Source organism: Sphingomicrobium nitratireducens (assembly GCF_026157035.1).
GTDB classification, from domain to species: Bacteria; Pseudomonadota; Alphaproteobacteria; order Sphingomonadales; family Sphingomonadaceae; genus Sphingomicrobium; species Sphingomicrobium nitratireducens.
In genome coordinates, this window is sequence record NZ_JANJZA010000001.1 from 1,099,717 (window position 1) to 1,120,414 (window position 20,698).

General features: G+C 66.9%; 24 protein-coding genes. 12 read left to right on the forward strand and 12 right to left on the reverse strand.

Going from position 1 to position 20,698, the window contains the following annotated elements:
• Positions 1-14 precede the first annotated feature (14 nt).
• Entirely contained in the window at positions 15-584 is a 570-nt protein-coding gene (locus NNY25_RS05655) for a DUF484 family protein (protein ID WP_265570380.1), read from the forward strand.
• Positions 563-1,501, forward strand: a complete 939-nt coding sequence (locus NNY25_RS05660; protein ID WP_265570381.1) for a tyrosine recombinase XerC — start codon at positions 563-565, stop codon at positions 1,499-1,501. The genes NNY25_RS05655 and NNY25_RS05660 overlap by 22 nt, the downstream gene beginning before the upstream one ends.
• Positions 1,502-1,696: 195 nt before the next feature.
• Here the strand turns inward: NNY25_RS05660 and NNY25_RS05665 are convergent, their stop codons facing one another.
• Genes NNY25_RS05665 through rsmI form a run of 4 tightly spaced genes read right to left on the reverse strand, consistent with a single transcriptional unit; the run spans position 1,697 to position 4,477 of the window.
• Positions 1,697-2,314, reverse strand: coding sequence for a DedA family protein (locus NNY25_RS05665; RefSeq protein WP_265570382.1), 618 nt, complete (start codon positions 2,312-2,314; stop codon positions 1,697-1,699).
• On the reverse strand, positions 2,311-3,258 hold the full coding sequence (gshB, locus tag NNY25_RS05670; protein WP_265570383.1) for a glutathione synthase: 948 nt from the start codon (positions 3,256-3,258) through the stop codon (positions 2,311-2,313). Before gshB ends, NNY25_RS05665 begins: the two co-directional genes overlap by 4 nt.
• 32 nt (positions 3,259-3,290) lie before the next feature.
• Positions 3,291-3,644: a YraN family protein gene (locus NNY25_RS05675; RefSeq protein WP_265571484.1), complete on the reverse strand. Its 354-nt coding sequence runs from the start codon at positions 3,642-3,644 to the stop codon at positions 3,291-3,293.
• Positions 3,641-4,477: a 16S rRNA (cytidine(1402)-2'-O)-methyltransferase gene (rsmI, locus tag NNY25_RS05680; RefSeq protein ID WP_265570384.1), complete on the reverse strand. Its 837-nt coding sequence runs from the start codon at positions 4,475-4,477 to the stop codon at positions 3,641-3,643. The genes NNY25_RS05675 and rsmI overlap by 4 nt, the downstream gene beginning before the upstream one ends.
• Before the next feature lie 15 nt (positions 4,478-4,492).
• Between rsmI and NNY25_RS05685 the strand changes: the two genes are divergently transcribed.
• Positions 4,493-5,644, forward strand: a complete 1,152-nt coding sequence (locus NNY25_RS05685) for a penicillin-binding protein activator (RefSeq protein ID WP_265570385.1) — start codon at positions 4,493-4,495, stop codon at positions 5,642-5,644.
• On the opposite strand, the gene hemW is transcribed toward NNY25_RS05685, so the two are convergent.
• Positions 5,641-6,843: a radical SAM family heme chaperone HemW gene (gene hemW / locus NNY25_RS05690; RefSeq protein ID WP_420854317.1), complete on the reverse strand. Its 1,203-nt coding sequence runs from the start codon at positions 6,841-6,843 to the stop codon at positions 5,641-5,643. The two genes, NNY25_RS05685 and hemW, sit on opposite strands and share 4 nt — an antisense overlap.
• A gap of 48 nt (positions 6,844-6,891) precedes the next feature.
• Here hemW and NNY25_RS05695 point away from each other — a divergent pair, with 48 nt between their 5' ends.
• A complete protein-coding gene (locus NNY25_RS05695; protein ID WP_265570386.1) occupies positions 6,892-7,398 on the forward strand; it encodes a CAP domain-containing protein in 507 nt (168 codons plus the stop codon).
• Here the strand turns inward: NNY25_RS05695 and rdgB are convergent.
• Both rdgB and rph read right to left on the reverse strand, forming a co-directional pair.
• Complete coding sequence (gene rdgB, locus NNY25_RS05700) at positions 7,395-8,003, reverse strand: RdgB/HAM1 family non-canonical purine NTP pyrophosphatase (RefSeq protein WP_265570387.1); 609 nt, start codon at positions 8,001-8,003, stop codon at positions 7,395-7,397. The genes NNY25_RS05695 and rdgB overlap by 4 nt on opposite strands.
• The gene (gene rph, locus NNY25_RS05705) at positions 8,000-8,716 is read right to left on the reverse strand and encodes a ribonuclease PH (protein WP_265570388.1); all 717 of its coding nucleotides are present in this window, start codon (positions 8,714-8,716) and stop codon (positions 8,000-8,002) included. The genes rdgB and rph overlap by 4 nt, the downstream gene beginning before the upstream one ends.
• Before the next feature lie 66 nt (positions 8,717-8,782).
• On the opposite strand from rph, the gene NNY25_RS05710 reads away from it, so the two are divergent.
• The 4 genes from NNY25_RS05710 to NNY25_RS05725 are packed head-to-tail and all read left to right on the forward strand — an operon-like array spanning position 8,783 to position 11,313.
• The gene (locus NNY25_RS05710; RefSeq protein WP_265570389.1) at positions 8,783-9,256 is read left to right on the forward strand and encodes a DUF6438 domain-containing protein; all 474 of its coding nucleotides are present in this window, start codon (positions 8,783-8,785) and stop codon (positions 9,254-9,256) included.
• Positions 9,257-9,287: 31 nt separating this feature from the next.
• A complete protein-coding gene (gene hrcA / locus NNY25_RS05715; RefSeq protein ID WP_265570390.1) occupies positions 9,288-10,319 on the forward strand; it encodes a heat-inducible transcriptional repressor HrcA in 1,032 nt (343 codons plus the stop codon).
• Positions 10,316-10,864, forward strand: coding sequence for a nucleotide exchange factor GrpE (gene grpE, locus NNY25_RS05720; protein ID WP_265570391.1), 549 nt, complete (start codon positions 10,316-10,318; stop codon positions 10,862-10,864). The genes hrcA and grpE overlap by 4 nt, the downstream gene beginning before the upstream one ends.
• 26 nt (positions 10,865-10,890) lie before the next feature.
• The gene (locus NNY25_RS05725; RefSeq protein ID WP_265570392.1) at positions 10,891-11,313 is read left to right on the forward strand and encodes a hypothetical protein; all 423 of its coding nucleotides are present in this window, start codon (positions 10,891-10,893) and stop codon (positions 11,311-11,313) included.
• Positions 11,314-11,367: 54 nt separating this feature from the next.
• Here the strand turns inward: NNY25_RS05725 and NNY25_RS05730 are convergent, their stop codons facing one another.
• Together NNY25_RS05730 and NNY25_RS05735 are read right to left on the reverse strand one after the other, a co-directional pair.
• Positions 11,368-13,761, reverse strand: coding sequence for a TonB-dependent receptor (locus NNY25_RS05730; RefSeq protein WP_265570393.1), 2,394 nt, complete (start codon positions 13,759-13,761; stop codon positions 11,368-11,370).
• 131 nt (positions 13,762-13,892) lie between these two features.
• Positions 13,893-14,363, reverse strand: coding sequence for a vgr related protein (locus NNY25_RS05735; protein WP_265570394.1), 471 nt, complete (start codon positions 14,361-14,363; stop codon positions 13,893-13,895).
• A 98-nt stretch (positions 14,364-14,461) separates the two neighbouring features.
• Here NNY25_RS05735 and NNY25_RS05740 point away from each other — a divergent pair, with 98 nt between their 5' ends.
• The 3 genes from NNY25_RS05740 (at position 14,462) to mltG (ending at position 17,062) form a co-directional block, all read left to right on the forward strand.
• Entirely contained in the window at positions 14,462-14,698 is a 237-nt protein-coding gene (locus tag NNY25_RS05740; protein WP_265570395.1) for an acyl carrier protein, read from the forward strand.
• Positions 14,699-14,838: 140 nt separating this feature from the next.
• Positions 14,839-16,095 (forward strand): beta-ketoacyl-ACP synthase II, encoded by a 1,257-nt coding sequence (gene fabF, locus NNY25_RS05745; protein WP_265570396.1) that lies wholly within the window; start codon positions 14,839-14,841, stop codon positions 16,093-16,095.
• A 7-nt stretch (positions 16,096-16,102) separates the two neighbouring features.
• The gene (gene mltG / locus NNY25_RS05750) at positions 16,103-17,062 is read left to right on the forward strand and encodes an endolytic transglycosylase MltG (RefSeq protein WP_265570397.1); all 960 of its coding nucleotides are present in this window, start codon (positions 16,103-16,105) and stop codon (positions 17,060-17,062) included.
• A 10-nt stretch (positions 17,063-17,072) separates the two neighbouring features.
• On the opposite strand, the gene NNY25_RS05755 is transcribed toward mltG, so the two are convergent.
• The 3 genes from NNY25_RS05755 to NNY25_RS05765 form a co-directional block, all read right to left on the reverse strand.
• Positions 17,073-17,474, reverse strand: a complete 402-nt coding sequence (locus NNY25_RS05755; RefSeq protein ID WP_265570398.1) for a hypothetical protein — start codon at positions 17,472-17,474, stop codon at positions 17,073-17,075.
• Positions 17,377-17,730 (reverse strand): MarR family transcriptional regulator, encoded by a 354-nt coding sequence (locus NNY25_RS05760; protein ID WP_265571487.1) that lies wholly within the window; start codon positions 17,728-17,730, stop codon positions 17,377-17,379. Before NNY25_RS05760 ends, NNY25_RS05755 begins: the two co-directional genes overlap by 98 nt.
• Positions 17,731-17,893: 163 nt before the next feature.
• Positions 17,894-19,294 carry a leucyl aminopeptidase family protein gene (locus tag NNY25_RS05765; RefSeq protein ID WP_265570399.1) on the reverse strand — a complete coding sequence of 467 codons (1,401 nt, stop codon included), beginning with the start codon at positions 19,292-19,294 and terminating at the stop codon, positions 17,894-17,896.
• A 316-nt stretch (positions 19,295-19,610) separates the two neighbouring features.
• Here NNY25_RS05765 and NNY25_RS05770 point away from each other — a divergent pair, with 316 nt between their 5' ends.
• Entirely contained in the window at positions 19,611-20,690 is a 1,080-nt protein-coding gene (locus NNY25_RS05770) for a M23 family metallopeptidase (protein WP_265570400.1), read from the forward strand.
• The last annotated feature ends 8 nt before the right edge of the window (positions 20,691-20,698 follow it).

Sequence of the window (20,698 nt, forward strand, 5' to 3'; positions counted from 1 at the left end):
GCCATGCTGGCGCGATGGCACGGGTGATTCCCTTCGAGGAGCGGGCGGTGGCCCGCCTGCGCGACCGTCTCGGCGAGGCCGAGGCGGCACGCGCCGACCTCATCGCCTTCGCGCGCGGTCACGCCGGCGCGACCGCGGCGATTCACGAGGCGGTACTGGCGCTGATGGCCGCGCCGACGCTTGAGGACTCCTTCGCCGTCGTCACGCGCGACTGGCCGGGGCTGCTCGGGATCGACTGCGCGACCATTGCGCTCGTCGTCGGCGACAAGGCGTTTCGTGTGGACCCCAGCGGGACGTTCGCGCTCGAACGCGAATGGGTCGCCAGGGCGCACGAGCGTGCCGCGCCCGTGCTCCTGCGCAGCGGCGGACAGGGTGACCCGCTATTCGGGCCCGATGCCGCGTCCATCGCCAGCGAAGCGTCGATCCGCATCGGCCAGCGCGGCTGCGGCACGCCCTTCGGCGTCCTCCTCATCGGCGAACGTGCCGGGCGCGATCTTGCCGCGGGCGAAGGCGAGGCGTTGCTCGCCTTTCTCGGACGCAGCCTCGATGCTATCATCTCGCGGTGGCTGAGGGGTACCGACTGAGCGGGGACGATGACCATCCGGCACGCGCGACCGCGCGGCGCTGGGCCGATCACCTGTCACACGACCGTCGCCGCAGCCCGCATACGGTGCGCGCCTACGTGGCGACCGCGCATCGCTTCATCGAGTTTCTGGGCCGACATCGCGGCGAGGAGATCGGACGGTTCGGCCTGCTGGCGCTCTCTGCCGCCGACCTGCGCGCCTTCCTTGCCGACCGCCGTGCGTCGGGACTGGGCGCCTCGTCGGCAGCGCGCGAGATGTCGGCGGTGCGCGGTTTCCTGACCTTCGCCGCAGAGGAAGCCGGCAATACGCCCCAAGTGCCCCGCACGCGCGCGCCCAAGCGCCCCAGGACATTGCCGCGTCCCGCCGCGCCCGACGAGGCGATCGCGCTCGCCCATGAGGCACGCGACCTCGCCCGGCTCGACTGGGCGGGCAAGCGCGATCTTGCGATCCTGCTCCTGCTTTACGGCGCGGGATTGCGCGTGTCCGAAGCGACCGGCCTTCGCGCCAGCTGCCTTCCCCTCGGGCCGACGCTGCGGGTGACGGGCAAGGGCAACAAGACGCGTGTCGTGCCGCTCGTGCCTGCGGTGCGCGAGGCGATCGCGGCCTATGCAGACGACTGCCCCTGGCCGCTGGCGCCAAGCGATCCGTTGTTCAGGGGCGTTCGCGGGGGCGAATTGTCGCCCGACATGGTGCGCCGCGCCGTGCGCAACGCGCGCCACCAGCTGGGCCTTCCCGATACGCTGACCCCGCACGCGCTGCGCCACAGTTTCGCGACCCACCTCCTGTCCGGCGGCGCCGACCTGCGCTCGCTGCAGGAGCTGCTCGGCCATGCCAGCCTCTCCTCGACCCAGATCTATACGAAGGTGGATGCGGCGCGGCTGCTCGACGTGTGGCGCAACGCGCATCCTCGCGCCTAAGCGATCGTCAAAGGCGACCCCGGTGCCCGGGCGGGGGAGCGGGCAGGCACCGGGATCGCGAACGATCGCGGGACCAGACGCGACCGACCCGCAAGCGGGCGAGACCCACTGGCGCGGCACGGGGTTAACGCCGTCCTAAATCACCGGAACGGATGAATTCTCGGGATCGAAAATTGGCCGACATGCGCCGGAAACCTAGTCGTTCCGGCTCTTTTTCCCGACATTGCGATGCGTCCACACCCGCCACGCATAGCCTAGGCCCAGCACCACGATGACCGCGTTGGAGAGTGGGCCGAGATAGACGTCGATCTGTTCGAAATTCTCGCCCAGCTTGAACCCCGCGAAGGCGAGAAGGGCGGTCCAGCACGCGGTACCGAGGGTCGAGGCGATGACGAAGGTGCGAAAGCGCATCTTGAGGAGGCCCGCTGGGACCGACACGAGGCTTCGGATTGTGGGCACCATGCGCCCAATCATCACGAAGAAGCCGCCATGGCGCGCGAACCATTTCTCGGCCCGCTCGACTTCCTTCCAGGTCAACGTCAGCCAGCGGCCCCACCGTTCGACGAAGGGGCGAAATCGCTGGAGCCCGAGCGCGCGCGCGACAAGATACCAGAAGATGTTGCCGAGCATCGCGCCCGTCGTGCCCGCGGCGACAACCCAGACGAAATCGAGCTGCCCCTGGCCCGCCTTGATGCCCGCGATGGACATGATGAGTTCGGACGGGATCGGCGGGAATACGGTCTCGAGCAGCATCAGGAAGGCGATGCCGAGATAGGACGACTGCTCGATCAGCTGGACGACCCAGTCGCTCATGCGGACAGTTTCGCCTCGATCGCGTCCCAGATCATGCCCGCCGTGTTGCTTCCCTCGAACTGGTCGAGCGCGACGATGCCGGTGGGCGAGGTGACGTTGATCTCGGTGAGCATGCCGCCGATGACGTCGATCCCGACGAACAGCAGCCCGCGTTCGCGCAAGATCGGGCCGAGGCTAGCGCAGATGTCCTGTTCGCGGGCCGTCAGCGACACTTTCTCCGCCCGCCCGCCTGCAGCGAGGTTGGAGCGGATTTCGCCCTTGGCCGGGATGCGGTTGATCGCGCCCGCGACTTCGCCGTCGACGAGGATGATGCGCTTGTCGCCTTCGCTGACCGCGGGGAGGAAGGCCTGCGCGATGAACGGCTCCTTCCAGATCGTGCCGAACAGTTCGGCGAGGCTGGCAAGGTTGGCGCCGTCCTCGCGGACGCGGAACACGCCTTCGCCCGCCTTTCCGTGGAGCGGCTTCAGGACGATGTCGCCATGCTTGTCGTGAAAGGCGCGAACCTCGTCCAGCGAACGCGTGATCAGCGTAGGCGGCATGAAGTCGGCGAAATCGAGCACGAACAGTTTTTCGGGCGCGTCGCGGACCGCGGCAGGATTGTTGAGCACCAGCGTTTCGCGCGCGGCGCGCTCGAGCAGGTAGGTCGCGGTGATGTAACCGATGTCGAAGGGCGGGTCCTGGCGCATCAGCACAACGTCGCTATCCCGTCCGAGGTCGATCCGCTTGCGCTCGCCCACCGTGGCGTGGTCGCCCTCGACCCGCTGCACCGAGACCGGGCGCGCGGCGGCGTAGACGCGGCCATCCTCGTAGCTGAGGTGCCTGGGCTGGAACTCGAGCAGCTCGTGTCCGCGCGCCTGCGCCTCGAGCATCAGCGCGAAGGTCGAATCGCCCTTGATGGCGATGGTCTCGATGGGGTCCATCTGGACGGCGACGGTCAGGCTCATGGCTCAGCGGGTAGGGCCAAAGCGGGCGCTTGTCACCCGTGCCAGACGTTTTGAAGGTGGCGCGGCAGGCTTTTGGGCGCGCACAGCAGTCCGTCGATGCGGATGTCGTCGCCTTCGCGTGCATAGCGGGGGGCAAGCACTTCGGCGGCGCGCGCGACCCGCTGCAGGGCGCGTGCATCGAGATAGCGGCGGGCTTCCTCGATGGTCGGCCGTGCCTTCACCTCGACGAAGGCAACGATGCGCCCGCGCCGCGCGACGAGGTCGATCTCGCCCGCAGGCGTACGCACCCGCGTATCGAGAATGCGCCAGCCCTTCAGGCGCAGCCACCAGGCGGCGATCGTCTCGCTGCGCCGCCCGCGCGCTTCGGCGTCGCGGCGCGCGTTCAGTTCCCGGCCCTTTCGAGCGCGCGGGCGTAGGCGCGCTTTCGCGGGATACCGAGGCGTTCCGCGACTTCGGCGGCCGCCCGGCTCGGGCTGAGGCGGGTGAGCGCTTCGTCGATTGCCGCATCGAGGTCCGTATCGCTGGCGGCCTGTGGCGCGGTCGGCGGGGAAACCACCACCACGATCTCGCCCTTGGGCGGGGCGCCTTCGTAGCGCTCGGCGAGTTCGGCGAGCGAGCCGGCCACGGTCTCCTCGTGGAGCTTGCTGATCTCGCGCACGACGGCGGCTTCGCGGTTGCCGAGCGCTTCGGCCATCGAGGCGAGGCTGGCGGCAAGGCGCGGCCCGCTTTCGTAGAAGACCAACGTGGCGCGAAGTCCCGCCAGCTCGGCGAGCGCATCGCCGCGGGCCTTCGCCTTGGGCGGCAGGAAACCCGCGAACAGGAAGCGATCCGTGGGAAGTCCCGCCAGCGTCAGCGCCGCGATGACGGCCGAGGGGCCGGGGATGGTGTGGACCGCCGCGCCCGCCGCGCGCGCTGCCCGCACGAGCTTGTAGCCCGGATCGGAAATGAGCGGGGTGCCCGCGTCGCTCACCAGCGCCACGACCTTGTCGTGAAGGTCGGCGACGACAGTCTCGCGCAGGGACGCGTCGCTATGGTCGTTATAGGCCGTCATCGGCACTTTGGCGCCGATATGGTGGAGCAGCTTTGCGGTGACGCGCTTGTCCTCGGCCAGCACGCGATCGGCACCCTTTAGCACTTCGGCTGCGCGCCCGGTGAGGTCGGAAAGATTGCCGATTGGCGTGGCGACGATATACAGGCCGGGGGGGAAAGGCTGGTTCATGTGAAGAAGGACATCATGGCATCTCTGGCAAAAAGGCAAGCTCGTCGGTCGTTTCTGCTTGGTCTGGGAGCGGCGGCTGCGCTGGGTCTCGGTGCCTGCCAGACGGGACCCAAGACGGATATCTCCACGCCCACGCCGACGCCCGGCACGGTCACTCCGACGCCTGGCGCGCGCAACAACGTCGCGGTGCTCGTCCCGTTGACCGGTGACAATGCCGCGGTCGGCAATTCGATCGCCAATGCCGCCAAGATGGCGCTGCTCGACAGCAAGGAAGAATCGATCCGCCTGACGATCTACGACACGGCGGCCAGCGGCGGCGCACAAGGCGCGGCCAATGCGGCGCTCGCGGCGGGCAATCGCCTGATCCTCGGCCCGCTATTGTCGGAAAATGTCCGCGCGGTCGGCCCCATCGCCAAGGCTGGCGGCGTGCCGGTGATCGCCTTCTCGAACGACGAGGGCGTGGCGGGCGACAATGTCTACATCATGGGGTTCACCCCGACCCAGTCGATCGCCCGGTCGGTGAAGTTCGCGCGCTCGCAGGGCGTCAAGCGCTTTGCGGGGCTCATTCCCAACAGCCTCTACGGCCAGCGCTCGGTCAACGCGTTCCTCAAGACCGTCAACGACAGCGGCGGCGAAGTCGCCGCGCTCGAGACGTACGAGCGCTCGCGCAGCGCGATCGATGCCGCGATCGGTCGTCTCAACGGCAAGGCTTCGACAATCGACGCGATCGTGATTGGTGACGGCGGCGCGGTGGCCAAGTCGGTCGCGCCCAGGCTGCAGCTGACCGGCCGCCTGATCGGAAACGAATTGTGGGCCGCCGATCGCGACCTCGGCAGCGTTCCGGCGCTACGCGGCGCGATCTACGCTTCGGTCCCCGACGGTCGATTCGACCAGCTCTCGGCGCGGTACCGCGCACGGTACAACGCCGCGCCCTATCGCCTGTCGAGTCTCGGCTATGACGCGGTCCTGCTAACCGTGCGCCTCGCGCGCCAGTGGCCCGCGGGTGGGCGCTTCCCGGTCGGCGAATTGCGCGACAAGGACGGGTTCGGCGGGGTCGACGGCATCTTCCGCTTCGGCAGCGACAATGTCGCCGAGCGCGCGCTGGAGATCCGCCGGGTCACCCAGACGGGAACCGCGGTCGCGGACCCCGCGGCGAGCGCCTTCTAGGCGGCGATTTCCCCGAGGATCGCGTCGAGCAGCAGCCGGCCCGGCGGCGTCAGTCGCACCCGGCCGTGCTCGCGCGCGAGGAGGCCCTGCGCCACGAGGCGGTCGGTCGCTTCCTCGTCGAGGAGCGGCGGCGCCCCGAGCCGCTGCGCCAGCGCGCCCGGGTCGATCCCCTCGGCCAGCCGCAACCCCATCACCAGCGCCTCGCGCCCAGCTTCGAGCGGGGTCAGCGCCTCTTCCTCGCGCAGCCCGTGCCCGTTGCGCGCGACGGCAGAGAGGAAGTTCTCGGGTTTCTTATGGCGAAAGGTGCGCATGCCGCCGCGCCGTCCATGCGCGCCGGGACCGATGCCGACGTAAGGCCGGTAGCGCCAGTACGCGAGGTTGTGGCGGCTCTCAGCACCGGGCCGGGCGTGGTTGGAAATCTCGTAGGCCGGCATGCCCGCCGCCTCGGCGACGTCCTGCGTCAGCTCGAAGATTTCCGCGGACGTGTCCTCGTCGAGCGGGGTGAAGTCCTGCTTGCGCACCATCGTTTCGAACCGGGTGCCGGGCTCGATGGTGAGCTGGTACATGGAGAGATGTTCGGTGCCGAGCGAGAGGGCATGGCGCAGCGTCCTTTCCCAGCCTTCCACCGTGTCGCCGGGAAGCGCGGTGATGAGGTCGAAGCTGACCCGGTCGGCGGCGCCTTGCGCCATGTCGAGGGCGCGCATCGCCTCGTCGGCCGAATGGGCGCGGCCGAGAAAGGCGAGGGCTTCATCGTCGAAGCGCTGGATGCCGAGGCTGAAGCGATTGACGCCCGCCGCAGCGAGGTCGGCGAAGCGCGCAGCCTCCGCGCTGTTGGGATTGGCCTCGAGCGTGATCTCGAGATTCTCGGCGACCGGCCAGACGTCGCGCGCTGCCGCAATCACCGCCTCGGCGGTGCGCGGATCCATCAGCGACGGCGTGCCGCCGCCGAAGAAGATGCTGGTCAGTCGATGCCCCTCGGTCAGCGCCGCTTCGTGCGCCAGATCGGCCAGCAGGGCCTTGCGCCACGCATCCTCGTCGACGCGCTCGCGGACATGGCTGTTGAAGTCGCAATACGGGCATTTGCTGACGCAGAAGGGCCAGTGGACGTAGAGCGCGAGCGGCTCTTCCTGGGATGGGGCGATGGGGGCGGCCATGGTCGCCTCGCGCCCTAGCGCCGCAAGGCTCGCGCGAACAGGCATTTGTTAACCCTCGCGCGCCAGCATGGGGCCATGTTGTCGAGGAGTTTCATGGGCTTGGGACTGATGGCGCTGGCAATTCCCGCCGCCGCTTCCAACATGGCACATCGTGGCGAGGACCATCTGCGCCTGCAGACGATCGCCGAACATAACCGCGCCCGCGCGATGCACGGGCTGGGGCCGCTCCAGTGGGACGAGACGCTGGCGGACGAGGCCTACGGCCATGCTAGCTACATGGCGCGCACCGGGCAGTTCGGGCACGACAGGACGCCCGGGCGCCGCAAGAAGCAGGGCGAGAATATCTGGCGCGGACAGCGCGGCTATTTCACCTATCACGAGATGGTCGGCAGCTTCACCGACGAGGTGCGCCTGTTTCGCTCGGGCGTGTTCCCGAACAACAGTCGCTCGGGCGACTGGTACGACGTCGGCCACTACACTCAGATCATCTGGCCTACGACCACCCATGTCGGCTGCGCGCTCGCCTCCTCGCGCGACAAGGACTATTTCGTCTGCCGCTATTCGCCGCCCGGCAACAAGGACGGCGTCAGGCTCGACTAGGCGTCGAGCCAGGCGACCAGCTTGGCGAACGCGTCGGCGCGATGGCTCATCGCGTGCTTGGCCGCAGGGTCCATTTCGCCGAAGCTGATGTCATGCCCGGTGGGGACGAACATCGGGTCGTAGCCGAACCCCTGGTCGCCGCGCGGTGGCCAGCACAGCGTACCGAATACCTTGCCTTCGAACGTCTCGATGCGCCCGTCGGGCCAGGCGAGCGAGAGCGCGCACACGAAATGGGCGTCGTGACCGGCGTCGTCGCCCGCATCCTCGACGGCGTTCCAGACCTTTTCCATCGCGCGTCCGAAGTCGCGCTTGCCCTCGCTGTCCTCGGCCCATCGCGCCGAGCGCACGCCGGGATCGCCGTGAAGCGCGTCGACCGCCAGGCCGCTATCGTCGGCAAGCGCGGGCAGTCCCGACAGGTCGGCGGCCTGGCGCGCCTTGAGTTCGGCATTGTCGACGAAGGTCACCCCGGTCTCCTCCGGGTCGGGAAGCCCGGCCTCGGCGGCACCGACACAATCGATGCCGTAGGGGGCGAGCAGTTCGCGAATTTCGCGAAGCTTGCCCTCGTTATGGGTCGCGATGACCAGTTTTTCGCCGATTTTCTTCATCTGCCGGTCGCCTTGCGCTGGGCCTCGAAAATCTCGTTACACCCGATCTGCGCCAGCCGCATCAGGCGGAGCAGGCCTTCTTCGTCGAACCGGTCGCCTTCCGCGGAAATCTGCGCCTCGACGATCTTGCCGTCGCCGGTGAGCACGAAATTGCCGTCCGAATCGGCGCTCGAATCCTCGGCATAGTCGAGGTCGAGCACCGGGGTGCCCTCGAAGATGCCGCAGCTGACCGCGGCGACCTGCGTCTCGATGGGATCGTGCTCGATCGCGCCTTGCTCGAGCAATCTGTCGATGGCGATGCGCATCGCCACCCACGCGCCCGAGATGGACGCGGTGCGCGTGCCGCCATCGGCCTGTATCACGTCGCAGTCGAGCGTGACCTGCCGCTCGCCCAATTTCTTCAGGTCGACGACCGCGCGCAGGCTGCGGCCGATCAGGCGCTGGATTTCCTGCGTGCGGCCCGACTGCTTGCCGCGCGCCGCCTCGCGATTGCCGCGCGTGTGGGTCGAACGCGGGAGCATGCCGTATTCGCCCGTCACCCATCCCTTGCCCTTGCCGCGCAGCCAGGGCGGCAGCTGTGTTTCGACCGACGCGGTGACCAGCACGCGCGTGTCGCCGAAGCTGACGAGGCAGCTACCCTCGGCATGCTTGGTGAAACCGGGTTCGATGGTGAGCGTCCTCAATTCGTCGGGGGCGCGGCCAGACGGGCGCATGCAATTCTCCTTGTTGGTTGCGCTTCGCCCTAGCCCCGCTAGGCTCGCGAGGGAAGGGAGAGTGCAATGCGTATCCTGATCGCCCTGGGCCTTGCCGCGACGACTGCCGGCTGCATGGCCATTCCGCCGGCCCCCGAGGGGCCGCAGGTGATTTCCTACGAGACCCAGAACTGTTTCGGTGCCTGCCCGGTCTACGAGGTAACCGTATCGTCCGACGGCGTGGGCACGTTCGAAGGCAAGGAGCACGTAAGCGCGCTCGGCATCCACCATTTCACGGTCACGCGCGGCCAGTTCGACGCCTTCGCGGCGACCCTCGCGCCGTGGCGGCCCGACGGCGATCGGTCGCTAGTCGATGGCGCCTGCAACGGCAGGATCGCGACCGACCTCGACGGTGTCGTCGTACGCTGGACCGATTCCGGCGGAAGCGACCGGCTGAGCGCCTATTACGGCTGCGACATGGAGGGCAACGCCGCCATGTTCGAGGCGCTTCGCGCGGCACCGCGCCACCTGCCGATCGGGGCGATGATCGCAGGGCGTTGAGCATTCGCCCGTCCGACCCTACATCGGCCCCATGAGCGAGCCGATTACCGCCCTGACGACCCGCATGCGCGACATTTTCGCGCAGGTCGTCGAGGCCTATCTGGACAGCGGCCAGCCGGTCGGTTCGAAGGCGATTTCCGAGCGTGTCCAGCTTTCGCCCGCCTCGGTGCGCGGGGTGATGAGCCAGCTCGAGGAGCGCGGTCTCCTGACCCACCCGCACACCAGCGCGGGCCGCATGCCGACCGAGATCGGGCTGCGCCTGTTCGTCGACGGCATCATGCAGGCGAGCCTGCCGCCAAGGCATGCCCGCGAGGCGATCGAGCGCGAGATCGAGGGGCGCAGCGTGGAAGAGGCGCTGCGCGCCGCCACGCAGACGCTTTCGGGCCTGTCCTGCTGCGCCGGCGTGGTGACTGCGCCCAAGCAGCAATTGCGCCTGCGACAGCTGAGCTTCGTCCCGCTCGACGAGGCGCGCGCGCTCGCCGTGTTGGTGGGCGAGGGGGGCGAGGTGGAAAACCGCGTGATGGAGGTCGAACCCGGCCTCAGCCCGCTCGCGCTGACCGAAATCGGCAATTACGTCTCCGCGCGGCTTTCGGGCCTGACGCTCGAGGAAGCGGGCAGGCGGCTCGCCGCCGAGATCGCCAGTCGCCGCGAACAGCTCGACCGCGCCGCGGCCACCTTGGTCGCCAAGGGGCTCGCCGAATGGCGCAAGGACGGGGCCGACCGGCCGGTGCTGATCGTCTCGGGGCAGGCCAACCTTCTCGACGAAGACGCCACCGCCGATCTCGAACGCGTGCGCCAGCTCCTTGAAGAATTGGAAGACCGGCGCGATATCGCGCGCCTGCTCGACGATGCGCGCGAGGCCGAAGGCTGCCGCATCTTCATCGGGTCCGAGAACCGGATGTTCGCACTATCCGGCTCGAGCGTCATCGCGGCGCCCTATCGCGGGAGCGACGGGCAGGTGGTGGGCGTTGTCGGGGTGATCGGACCCACGAGGTTGAACTATGCGCGGGTGGTCCCGATGGTGGACTTTACCGCCGAAGCGCTTACCAGACGGATGCAATGATGAACGACGAACACGATCTTCACGACGAAGCGGAGGAAATCCGCAACGAGACCGCCGAAGGCTCGCCCGAGCTGGCCGAGCACGATCGCGTGGCCGAATTGGAAGCGCAGCTCGAGGAAGCGCAGCAGAAGACGCTCTACGCGGCCGCCGAGGTGCAGAACGTGCGCCGCCGGCTGGAGAAGGAAAAGACCGACGCGGCCGCCTACGCCGCCTCGGGTTTCGCGCGCGAGATGCTGAGCGTGCGCGACCATCTCGAGCGTGCGCTGAGCCATGTGCCCGACGAAGCACGCGAAGGCCGCGCCAAGAGCTTCATTGAGGGCATCGAGGCGACGCTGCGCGAACTCGATGCCATTTTCCAGCGCCAGGGCATCGAGCGCGTCCCCGCCAAGGGGCTCGAACTCGACCCCAACGTCCACCAGGCGATGGTGGAAATCCCGACCGACGACGCCGAACCTGGCATTATCGTCGAGGAGATGCAGCCCGGCTACAAGCTCAAGGACCGGTTGCTGCGTCCGGCGATGGTCGGGGTGGCGAGGAAGCCCTGAGCCCCGCGCTCGAGGAAAGCCTGGTCATGGCCGGGATGGCCATGGCGAATGCGCGTGCGCGCTGGTGGGTGATCGGTTCGGCCGCCGTCGCATTGCAGGGCGGCGAGAAGGACCGGGTCGAGGATATCGACATCCTCCTTGCCGAGCCCGACGCCGAGCCGCTGTTCGCACGACTGGGTCTTCAAAACATCGCGGGAGACGGGCACGAGCAGTTCCGCTCGCATTTTTACGGACACTGGACGCGCCCGCCCGTCCGCGTCGAGTTCATGGCGGGGCTCGAGGTTCGCCACGGCGACCACTGGGGCCGGGTCTTCATCGAGAGCCGCAAGGAAATCCGCGTGCGCGACATGCCGCTGTACGTGCCCGGTCGCCGCGAGATCCAGGCGCTGCTTCACATGTTCGGGCGCGACAAGGACATTCGCCGCGCCGCCAGCCTCGATCGCAAATGAAAAGGGCCGGGAGCGCGTGCCCCCGGCCCTTTCGTTTCGCGGTGACGGATGACGCTAGAACTGCTTGCGCACCGTCAGGCCGATCGTGCGCGGCTGACCGATATTGTAGCCGAGACGGGCACGCCCGCCACGCTCACGGTCGAACGACATGAGCGCGTTCTCGTCGAGCAGGTTGTTGACGTAGAGCGACACGTCGAGCCCGTTGTAGAGCTTGACGCCCGCCGACAAGTTGACGAGCTCGTAGCTGGGCAGTTCGAGATCGACCGTCGTCACTTCGGTCCCGTCCATGCCGTTGAACATCAGTTCGTGCGGGAAGTCGCGGGGATTGCGTTCCTGGTCGGCCGGCTGGGTGTAGCGCGAGCCTACGTGCTGGACGCTCGCCGATACGAACCAGTCGGCACGGCTCGAAAGCGGCTGCTGGTAGTAGGCGCTCGCCGCCATCTGGAACTTCGGCACGCTCGGCAGGCGGTTTCCGTCACGAATGCCGGTGATCGACGGAAGATCGCCCGGCAGGCTCGTGTCGAACTCGGCTTCCACCAGCGAGCCGGACAGCGACAGGTCGAGACCGTCGGCCGGGCTGACGGAGAATTCCGCTTCGACACCCATCGTGTGCGCCTTTTCGGCGTTGAACACGATGCGCGACGAACAGCTGCCCGCGTCGATGGTCGTCTGGAGGTTCTTGATATCGGTGTAGAAGGCCGCCGAGTTGAACGTGACGTTGCCGCGGGAATATTTCACCCCGGCTTCGTAGTTCCACAACGACTCGTCTTCGTAGCTCCCCGCGAACGGCTTGAAGATGGCGATGTCGTCATCCGTACAGAGCGGTTCGTTGAGCGGATCGTTGACGCCGCCAAGGCGGAAGCCCTTGGAAACCTGCGCGTTGATGTTGAGGTTCGGCGTCGCTTCGTAGCTCAAGAGGAAGCGCGGGTTGAACCCGTCCGAGGAGGTTTCCTGTTCGAGCACCGAAAGACCGGTGAAGAAGCCTTGGAACAGCAGCGAGCGAGATTCCTTGAAGTCGAAGTAACGCAGGCCCGCAGTCGCGGTCAGCTTGCCGAACTCGTAGCTCGCCTCGCCGAAGATCGCGTCCTGACGGATATCGAACGGCACGACCGAGTTGTACGGCGAATCCGGGTCGAACGGTCCGGCGGCCGCTTCCGCGTCACCCGGAGCGCCAGCCGCATCGATAACGTCGGCATAGCCCGGGGTCGGCAGGAACTGCCCGTAGTCGCGATCGACTTCCGAGTGGAATGCGCCGACGACCCACTGGAGAGGGCCCGCGCCGGTCGACGCGAGCCGCACTTCCTGTGTGAAGCTCTTGAGATCCGTCGTGTCGACCAGGTTCGAAGGCAGGTTGACGACGTCGTCAGAGAAGCCGAAGTCGACCGAGATGCTGCCGGTGAGCGCGCTGGCGTCGCGGCTGACCACGATGTCGCGGTCCATGAAGCTCGAGATCGACGTCAATTCGACACCGCCGAACTGGAAGCTTGCGGTGAGATCCGCGAGCAGCGTCTCGTCGTCGAAGCCTTCCTCGACCAGCAGATACTGTTCACGCTCGCCATAGGTGTAGGACGGCGTCGTGAATTCGTTCGAGTAGAGGTTGAAGAATTCCTGGCGGTTGAAGCCGTTGGTCTTGAGTTCCTGGTAGACGATGCGCGGGGTGATCCGCACGTTCGGCGACGGTTCGAACAGCAGCGAAAGGCGTCCGCCCACGCGGCTGCCGTCGTTGACGTTTTCCTTATTGAACGGGCCGACGGAATCGATGAATCCCGCGAACTGCTGGAAATAGCCGACTGCGCGCACTGCCAGCGTGTCGCTGAGCGGAACGTTGATCGCGGCCTTCAAGTGGCCGCCGACATCGCTCTCCTCGACCATGTTGATATTGCCCTCGATCGTGCCTTCCATGCGGTCGGTACGGGGCTGGTTGGTGATGTAGCGCAGCGTGCCGCCGACGCTGCCCGAACCGAACAGCGTGCCTTGCGGACCGCGCAGCGTCTCGACGCGGTTGAGATCGAACAGGTCGAAGTCGGGTGTGAACAGCGACAGCGAGATGACCGATTCGTCGAGATAGACGCCGACCTGCTCTTTGACGCCCGGTTGGTCGCGAATGACCTGGCCGGCCGACACGCCGCGAACCGACACTTGGCTCTGCCCCGGTCCGAGGTTCTGGATTGAGAGACCTGCGATATCGCGCGAGAGGTCTTCCATGGTCGACGCGTTCGCGCGCTGGATGTCTTCTTCCGTCTGCGCGTTGATCGAGAAAGGCACGTCCTGCACCGTCGAGGCGCGCTTGGTCGCCGTCACGATGATGACGCCCTCGTTGGTTTCCTCGGGCGTATTGGCGACCTGCGCCTTCTGCTCTTCGGTCGACTGGGCGTACGCGGGTACCGACAGAAGCGCCGCCATGGCCGAACCGGCCAGCAGGCGCGTTGCGAAATTGGTGATCTTCATCGCGAAACTCCCCTGTTTGTCGCGTAGGGGGAAAGGATGAGTCACGCGGGCCTTTTCACAAAGGCAAATTCGGACAGAATGGTTAATTCGCCGCTCCGCGTCACATTCCTGCAACAGGTCGGAAAACGACGCTAAACCCCGCGAAACGGGAGAAAATCGGCGCCGAGAACCGCGATTTCGGTGTCGCGCGGCGTCTTGCGGCCACGTTGGCGCAGGAAGAGATGCCGCACCAGCTCGGCCTGCTGCTCGAGCCCGTACCGGTCGAACGGGCGCCCGGGCTTGACCTCGTAGGCGTAGCGGCAGAACGGATGGCGGGCGAGCGGGAGGAACCAGCGGCCACCGCGCTGGGTCTGCCAGACATGGGTCATCTCGTGGATGAAGAGCCCCTGGAGCCCGAGATTCTCCTTCGAGAAATCGTCGGAATAGCGCTCGGATTGCGGGTGGAAGTGGATATTGCCCGTCGGCGCCATGACGACCCCTCTGGGCTGGAGCGGCCACCATTTCCTGCGCACGATCTCGACCCGCGCATAGTCGATCTCGCCACCGAACATGGAGCGGGCGAGATCGATCTCGCCTGGCGTGAGGGGGCGGCGGTCGGACATGGCGGCGACGCTAGGGAAAGCGGGGCACGCTGTCGACAGGCTTGCCGTGGCCGCGCGGGGCGGCTAGGGCAGGCGCAAATTCTAACGGAGGAATCTTTATGAGCGAGACTGCGGATCGGGTGAAGAAGATCGTCGTCGACCATCTCGGCGTCGACGCCGACAAGGTCACCGAGGATGCGAGCTTCATCGATGATCTGGGCGCGGACAGCCTCGACATCGTCGAACTGGTGATGGCGTTCGAAGAAGAGTTCGGCGTGGAAATCCCCGACGATGCCGCGGAGAAGATCACGACCGTCAAGGACGCGATCGACTATATCGAGAACAACAAGGGCTAAGCCCTTCTCCGTTACCCTGAGCCTGGACGAGGGGTGGCCTGCCATCAAGGGCGGCCAGGAGGAAGACAAGGACAGGCTCAGCGCTCTCGCGAGACCGAGGGGCTGGGCCTGTTTCGTTTATCGCCAAGAAGGATGAATGCATGCGCCGTGTCGTAGTGACGGGTCTCGGGCTGGTGACGCCGCTGGGCGGCGACGTCGAGACGAGCTGGAAGAATATCCTCGCCGGAAAGAGCGGCGCGGGACCGATCACCCGTTTCGATGCTTCCGACCAGAAATGCCAGATCGCCTGCGAGGTGAAACCGGCGGACCATGAATACGGGTTCGATCCCGACAAGCGCGTCGACCACAAGGTGCAGCGCCAGGTCGATCCGTTCATCGTCTACGGCATCGACGCCGCGGGCCAGGCGATCGAGGATGCCGGGCTCGAGGATATGAGCGAGGAAATGAAGCTGCGTGCCGGCTGCTCGATCGGGTCGGGCATCGGCGGTCTGCCGGGCATCGAGAGCGAGAGCCTCGTGCTGGCGGAACGCGGCCCGGGCCGCGTCAGCCCCCACTTCGTCCACGGCCGCCTCATCAACCTCATCTCGGGCCAGGTCTCGATCAAGTACGGGCTCAAGGGGCCCAACCACGCGGTCGTGACCGCCTGCTCGACCGGTGCCCACTCGATCGGCGACGCGGCGCGGATGATCAAGGACGGCGATGCCGACATCATGCTCGCGGGCGGCGCGGAAGCGACCATCTGCCCGATCGGCGTGGCCGGCTTCGCGCAGGCACGCGCGCTAAATTCGAGCTTCAACGACCGCCCGACCGAGGCCTCGCGCCCCTACGACAAGGATCGCGACGGATTCGTGATGGGCGAGGGCGCGGGCGTCGTCGTGCTCGAGGAATACGAACACGCCAAGGCGCGCGGCGCGAAGATCTACGCCGAAGTGGTCGGCTACGGCCTGTCGGGCGATGCCTATCACGTCACCGCGCCCGCCCCCGACGGCGACGGCGCCTACCGCTCGATGCAGGCGGCGCTCAAGAAAGCGGGCATGGAGCCTGGCGATATCGACTACATCAACGCGCACGGCACTTCGACCATGGCCGACACGATCGAGCTGGGCGCGGTCAAGCGGCTGTTCGGCGACGATATCGGCGGCGCCTCGATGAGCTCGACCAAGTCCGCCATCGGCCACCTTCTGGGCGGCGCTGGCGCTGTGGAGAGTATCTTCTGTATCCTTGCCATCCGCGACCAGATCGTGCCGCCGACGCTCAACCTCCACAATCCCGACGAGGGCACCGAGGGCGTCGACCTCGTCCCGCTCGAGGCGAAGAAGCGTGAGGTCAATGCCGTGCTCAATAACAGCTTCGGCTTCGGCGGGACCAACGCCTCGCTGATCATGAAGAAGATCTGACGCCTATATGATCCGCGCGCTGGTCGTCGGTCTCGGGCTACTGCTGCTCGCCTTCTTCCTCGTCACCAACAGCTGGTGGGGTGACGGCCCGATCGAGGAGGAGACGGTCGTCGTCGTGGAGGAGGGGACCAGCATCGCCGGTCTCGGCCAGCAACTGGCGAATGACGGGCAGATCGCGATGTCGCCCGATCGTTGGCGCCTGCTGGCGCGCGTGCTAGGGGGAAGCGATCCGATCCGCACCGGAGAGTTCGCCATCCCCGCCGCGGCGAGCCCGGCGGACATTCTCGACATCGTCCAGCACGCGACGCCCGTCCAGCGCATGGTGACGATCCCGGAGGGATTGCCGAGCGTCCTGGTGCAGGAAAAACTGCAGGCAGCGCCCCATCTCGTCGGCGAAGCGCCGCTTCCGCCTGAAGGCAGCGTGCTTCCCGACACCTACAGCTACCAGCGCGGCGAAACCCGCGAAGCGGTGCTGGCCCGCATGACGGCCGCGATGGACGAGGCGCTGAAGGAATTGTGGCCGACGCGTTCCAAGACCAGCGTCGTGACCACGCCGCAGGAAGCGGTCACGCTGGCCTCGGTGGTCGAAAAGGAAACCGCCAAGGCCGACGAGCGGCCGATGGTCGCGGGCGTGCTCTCGAACCGCGTGCGGCTCGGCATGAAGCTCGGCGCGGACGCGACGACAATCTATCCGATCACGAAGGGGCGCCCGCTCGGACGGATGATCCGCAAGTCCGAACTGGCCGATCCGAACCCGTACAACACCCGCGCGATCGCGGGCCTCCCTGCGGGGCCGATCACCAATCCTGGGGTCGATGCGCTCAAGGCCGTGCTGGCGCCGGCCGAGACCGACGCGCTCTATTACGTCGCGGACGGAAGCGGGGGGCACGTGTTCGCCAAGACACTGGCTGAGCACAACGAGAATGCGGCGCGCTGGCGGGCGCTTCGGAAGAAGCGCGGGAAGTAGGCTTCGGGCCTTAGCTCAGAGCTTCGATCGGGACGTAGCCGACAAGCCGGTCCGGGCCGCCGTATCCCCACGCCCAGTGCCCGCGCGAATCGAGGAGGTCGAACGGTGCGCCTTCCTCCAGCTGCGTGACCGCGTCGGCGGCCGCGTCTGGTTCACTGCGCAGCGTGGCATCGCGCCGGAGCGACCGGGCGACGGGCTGTGCGTAATGCGACGCGATGACGGTGCCCGCGAGGGCGACGTCGGCAAGATCCTTGCGATAGGCGTGCGTAAGGGGATCGGGCAGCGCCGCGGACGGACCGGTGAGCCCGAATTCCTCAGTTGTGTGCGACGAGGACCGGCTCGCGCTTTTCGACCCGCCGTGGCTCGGTCGATCCGTTCCCGCCGAGGCGGAGCTGTCGTTTGAACTGTTCAAGGAAATCGGCCCCGTCGTGTGTGCGTACGATGAAAATGTTGCGGCGATCGTCCTGATCGCGTTCGCGGCGCAGATAGCCGAGACCGCCGAGCGTATTCAAGGCACGAGTGACAACGGGTTTCGAAACGCCCAGCGAGCGGGCGAGGCCGCGCACCGTATGGGGCCCGGGGGTAAGATAGACCAAGAGGAGCAGCGCCATCTGGCGGTTGGTGAGATCCGGGGACCCCGAACGAACATAACCGATCAGTGCGCGCATCCAGTGGGTCAGCGAGAGATCGCTCATCGCTTGCCATCCTTTCACGTCGCGTACGATGATTTAACCGCCCAAATCCGACTTTGTTGCGTTCCCATTTCGATTTTGGTCGATAAAAACCAACCACTTGGCGAGGAAGTGTCGGACAGGCGACACAAACTACGGGCTAACGACCGTAGCGCTCCTCGATCAACGCGAACGCCGCGCGCAATCCCAGCGCCTCGCCGCCCTTGGGTCGACCTGGCTGCGCGGACGGATTCCAGGCGAACGTGTCGAAGTGGATCCACGGCGTTCCGGCATCGACGAAGCGGCGCAGGAACAAGGCGGCGGTGATGCAGCCGGCAAAGCCGCTGTCGGAGCTGTTGGCCATGTCGGCGATGTCGGAGGCCAGCATCTTGTCGTAGCCGTCCCACAGCGGCATTCGCCACAACGGATCTCCTTCGTCGGTCCCTGCTTCCTCGAGCGCGGTTGCCACCGCGTCGTCATTGGCGAACATGGCGGGAAGGTCGGGGCCGAGCGCGACGCGCGCCGCACCCGTCAGCGTCGCGAAATCGATGACGAGGCCGGGCTCCTTCTCGCCGGCGAGCGCCAGCGCGTCGCCAAGGATCAGGCGGCCTTCGGCATCGGTATTGTCGATCTCGACAGTGAGCCCCTTGCGGCTGGCGATGATGTCGCCGGGACGCAGCGCACGCCCGTCGATGGCGTTCTCGACCGTCGGGATGACGAGGTGGAGACGCACCTTCAGCTTCAAGGTCATCACCAGACGCGCGAGCGCGATGGCATGGGCCGAGCCGCCCATGTCCTTCTTCATGATGCGCATGCCCTTGGACGCCTTGATGTCGAGCCCGCCCGAATCGAACACCACGCCCTTGCCGACGATCGCGAGGCGGGGGGCATCCTTGTTGCCCCATTCTAGTTCGACGAGGCGCGGTTCGCGGCCCGCGGCGGCGGCCTTGCCGACCGCGTGCACCATCGGGAAGTCTTTCGCCAACCCGTCGCCCTGGTGGACGGTGACGTCGGCGCCGTGAGTCTTGCCGAGGTCGCAGATGACCGCCTCGATCTCGGCCGGCCCCAGGTCTTCGGCGGGCGTGTTGACGAGATCGCGCACCATGACGGTGGCCTCGGCGAGCGCAACGGTGCGGTCGATGTCGGCCGCCTTGCCGGTCAGCAGCACGCGCGGGCCGGCGGGTTCGGGCTTGGACGTGAGATAGCGGTCGAACTTGTGCTGGGCGAGCAGCCAGCCGAGCGCGGCAGGCCCGGGCGTGAGATCACCCGCGAGACGGTAGCTGCCCGCAGGCAGGACTTCGCCGAGCCGCGCGAGGCACCAGGGGGAGAGCTCCTTCACATTGGCGACAGTCGAGATGACCGACCAGTCCTCGTCCTTTTCGCCCGGCAGGATCATCGAGGCATACGCCTTCTTGCCGTCGTAGCGCCGCGCATCGACCAATGCGCGGATGTTGGCGGGTTGGTGTTTGCGCCAGTCGGCGAAGCTGTTCTCGTCGACGAGATGGATAGTGGTGGCGGCCTGGCCGGTGTCGGCCTTCAGGAGCGGGGAGAAGTCGGTCATGTCAGGGAAATGAGTGGAGGCTGCGAAGGCTCCATGCAAGACCCACGATCAGCCCTTCCGAACCACGTCCATATGTTCGGCAGTCCCAATCGCGCATGGCGACCATGATCGACCCCGGGATCGTGCCAAGTTCGGTGAATGGAACACGCCGTCCCGACCTTCCTCGACCAGCGCCGCCTGACCTGCTCCTGATCGCGGGCGTCGTCTGACTGTTCGCGGTCCTGAGCGTCGCGTTTCCGCCGACGAACCCGACATGGTCGCTTGCACCTCTTTGGAAGTTGTGTATTAGGGACACAACACACTGTTGGAGTAATCGATGTTCGTCGCCAGCCTGCTCTTGGCCCTGACCCAACCCGCCGCGGCAGATCCGGTCGCGCACCGCCTCTACCCGCCGCAACCGCTGATCGAGACCACCCGTCTCGGGCAGGCGATCAATTTCGACATCGAATTGACCAACGAAACCGACGGCCCGCTCGAGCTTTACGCGGTCCGCGCTGCGGTCCGCGATCCCTCGGGTGCGATCGTCCAGCGGCTCGAGGTCAACGACAACGGGGCCTCGCCGGGAATCGCGACGCTCCCCGCGACCTCCTTCGCGCCGGGCGAGCCGCACACGCTCTACAACCCATTCCACACGCTCGCCGCCGACATCCCGATCGGCCGGATCGACCTAGAATTCCTGTTCCTCGACGCCGACGAGAACGAGATCGTCGAAACGATGACCGTCTCGCCGCAGCCCTACGCGCCGAAAACCCGCCTCGTGCTGCCGGTCGAGGGGCGCGTGCTGGTGTGGGACGGGCACGATTTCTACGGCCACCACCGCCGTTTCTCGTTCAGCAGCCCGATGATGAAGGCGCTCGAGATCACGTCGAACCCGAGCCGCTATTCCTTCGACTTCGTCCGCGCGGACGAAGACGGCAATTTCCACGCCGCCGGCTCGGACGCGCCGGACGACAATTACAGCTACGGCATGGACGTCGTCGCGCCCGCCGCGGGCACCGTCGTCGCGCTCTACAACGAGGCGGGGGACGCGCCGGCCGGGGTCGATCCCGAACTGTTCGCGCGCGATCCGCTCGCGGCGCTGTTCGGCAACTATCTCGTTATCGACCACGGCAATGGCGAATACAGCCAGATGGGCCACTTCCGCACCGGCTCGATCACGGTGAAGGTCGGCGATCGCGTTGCGCAGGGCCAGAAGGTCGCCCGCGCGGGCATGTCGGGCACCTCGCTCTTCCCCCACCTTCACTACCAGCTCGCGACCGGCCCGGGCCTCTCCGCCGAAGGACTGCCGGCCTATTTCGACAATATTGCGCGCGTCTTGGGTGAAACCACGGCCGACGTGCGGCCCGCGACCTGGATCGACAGCGGCGACCTCGTCGAGACGGTGACGCAGCGCTAGCAGGGTGC